This window comes from Streptomyces sp. NPDC056222 (genome assembly GCF_042264065.1).
Lineage (GTDB): Bacteria > Actinomycetota > Actinomycetes > Streptomycetales > Streptomycetaceae > Streptomyces.
Genome location: NZ_JBHJTL010000195.1, coordinates 1 through 3,037, shown reverse-complemented (window position 1 = coordinate 3,037; position 3,037 = coordinate 1). Strand labels below are relative to the sequence as shown.

At 72.7% G+C, this 3,037-nt stretch carries 2 protein-coding genes; both read left to right on the top strand.

What is annotated here, in order from left to right; translation table 11 throughout:
• Positions 1-2,687, top strand: a 2,687-nt coding sequence (locus tag ACFC0D_RS38330; protein WP_376446690.1) for an amino acid adenylation domain-containing protein, incomplete at its 5' end; no start/stop codon positions are given.
• Positions 2,684-2,893, top strand: coding sequence for an MbtH family protein (locus tag ACFC0D_RS38325; RefSeq protein ID WP_376446687.1), 210 nt, complete (start codon positions 2,684-2,686; stop codon positions 2,891-2,893). The genes ACFC0D_RS38330 and ACFC0D_RS38325, both read left to right, overlap by 4 nt.
• Positions 2,894-3,037 lie beyond the last annotated feature (144 nt).

The following is a 3,037-nucleotide window of genomic DNA, read 5'->3' as shown; positions in this document are numbered from 1 at the left end:
CCCTTCCGGAGACCGCGCTCGACACCGAGCCCGTCCTGCTGGACCAGGCCGCGTACGTCATCTACACCTCGGGCTCCACCGGCCGCCCCAAGGGTGTCGTCGTCCCGCACGAGGGCATCTCCAGCCTGGTCGCCACCGCCGTGGACCGGATGGGCCTGGAGAGCGACAGCCACGTCCTCCAGTTCGCCTCGATCGGCTTCGACGTCTTCGCGTTCGAACTGGCGATGGCGCTCTGCCACGGCGGCCGGCTCGTCCTCATCACCGACGAGGCACGGGTCGCCGGACCGGCGCTCACCGACTTCCTCGCCGAGCAGCGGATCACCCACATGATCCTGCCGCCGTCCCTCGTGTCGGCCCTGCCGCCCGGCTGCGAACTGCCCGAGGGCTCGACCGTCCTGGTCGGTACGGAGACGGTGCCGCCGGACGTCTTCGAGCGGTTCGGCGCCACGGCCCACCTCATCTGCGCCTACGGACTCACCGAGGCGACGGTCAACTCCACGCTGTGGCCCTCCCGCGAGCACGGCGGCCGCCCGTCCGGCCGCGTGCCGATCGGCCGGCCCGACCCCAACACCCGCGCCTACGTCCTGGACGACCACCTGCGGCCCGTCCCGCCGGGTGTCGTCGGCGAGCTGTACGTCTCCGGACGCGGCCTCGCCCGCGGCTACCTCGGCAAGACCGCGCTGACCTCCGAGCGGTTCGTCGCCGATCCGTACGGCCCGCCCGGCAGCCGGATGTACCGCACCGGTGACCGCGCCCGCTGGCGCGCGGACGGCAACCTCGACTTCCTCGGGCGCGTCGATACCCAGGTGAAGGTCCGCGGCTTCCGCATCGAGCTGGGCGAGATCGAGGCGGCCCTCGCCGGTCACCCGGCGGTCGCCCAGGCCGCCGTACTCCCCGACCGCGACGGCGACATCGTCCGCCTCGTCGGCTACGCCGTCCCCGAGGCGGGGGAGTCCGTCGACCTGGACCCGCAGGAGCTGCGCGCCCATGTGGCCGGGCAGCTGCCCGAGTACATGGTCCCGGCGCTCGTCGTGCCGTTGGACGGCCCGCTGCCGCTGACTCCCAACGGCAAGCTGGACCGCGAGGCGCTGCCCGTGCCGGACTGGGCCGCGATGACCGGCGACACGCGGCCGGCCAACGAGACGCAGGCCAGGCTCGCCGCGCTGTTCGGCGAGATCCTCAAGCTGGAGAAGGTCGGCATCCACGACAACTTCTTCGCGCTCGGCGGCCACTCCATGGCATCGATGCGACTTCTGGGCCGCATCCGTGCCGAGTTCGGCGTCGAGCTGAGCATCCGGGACGTCTTCGACGCGCTGACCGTCGCCGGCATCGAGGGAAAGCTCAAGGGCGCGTCCATGGCCCGCCCGGCGCTGCGCCCGGCGCAGGACCGTCAGGAGCCCCTTCTCGCCGCCCCGGTCCAGCGCCGGCAGTGGGACGCGTACGGCCGTACCCCCCGCTTCGACCACGCCCTCGTGCTGCGCTCGCGCGGTCTGGACGCGGACGCGCTGTCCGCGGCCCTCGCCGACGTGGCGGGCCGTCACGAGCCCCTGCGGACGGCGTTCACGGAGGAGGACGGCACGCTGCACCACCGGGCCGCCCGGCCTCCGGCGCTGCTCCTGGAGGAGTGCGCGGACCTGGAGGCGCGGCTGACCGAGCTGGCCGCCGGATCCCCGCAGCCGGAGCACACCGCCCCGTTCGTGGCCCATCTGGTGACGGCGGCCACGGGCGAGCAGGCACTGCTGCTGACCATGCACTTCCTGACAGTGGACGAATGGTCGGTGGTCCCCCTCTTCCGTGACCTGACGACGGCCTACGCGGCACGTACGGAAGGCAGGGCGCCCGAGTGGCAGCCTCTGCCGGTCTCGTACGCGGACTACGCCCTGTGGGCCCGCGAGGTCCTGGGCGACCTGGACGACCCGGACAGCCGGGGCGGCCGGCAGCTCGCCTACTGGCGCGAGACGTTGAAGGACGCACCGGCCGAGCTGGCCCTCCCGGCGGACGGGCCGCGCTCGTCCTCGCCCGGCGCGGACCATGTGGGCTTCGTCCTGGACGAGAAGCTGCACGCGGCCGTGGACGACCTGGCCCGGGCGACCGGCACCAGCATGTTCATGGTGCTGCACTCCGCCCTGGCGGCGCTGCTCACCGCCCACGGCGCGGGCACCGACCTGCCCATCGGCACGATGGTCGCCGGCCGTACGGACGACCAACTGGCCGACCTCGTGGGCTGCTTCTTCAACACGGTCGTGCTGCGCACCGACACCGCCGGCGACCCGACCTTCGCGGAGCTGCTGTCCCGCGTACGGGAGACCACGCTCGGCGCGCTCGACCGGCAGGAAGTCCCGTTCGAGGAGGTCGTCCGGGCGACCGGACTGCCTCAGGAGGGGCCGCAGGTCATGGTGATCCACCATGAACAGGCGGACCTGGAGCAGCTGGAGGGCGGTGTCGGTTCCCTCGACGCCGTACCGACCGGCTCGACCAGGGCGCAGCTGACCCTCAGCTTCTACGAGCCGCAGGGTGCCGGGCCGGTCCACTGCGGTCTGATCCACGCGACCGACCTGCTCGGCACCGCCAAGGCACGCCGGCTCGCCGACGAACTCCAGACCCTGCTGCGCACCGCGGCAGCCGATCCCCGACAGCCGCTGTCGGAACTGTTCACCGTGACGTCCCTGAGGAGTGACCACGCATGACCACCAACCCGTTCGAGGACCCGCAGGGCCGTTTCCTGGTGCTCGTCAACGACGAGAACCAGCACTCGCTGTGGCCCTCCTTCGCGGAGGTGCCGGCCGGTTGGCGGACCGTGTTCGGTGAGGACACCCGCGAGGCGTGCACCGCGTACGTCGAGACCCACTGGAACGACCTCCGCCCGGCGAGCCTCGTGGCCCAGCAGGGCTGACGCGGAACCGAGCCGCACACGGACCGCCGTCCTCGGGGAGAGTTGCTTCCCGAGGGCGGCGGTCTCGTGCGTCGACGGGGAGGCGAGCGTCAGCGGGAGCTCGGGTCGCCAGCCTCACACAGCCGGAACGAAGCCGCCCGCGGG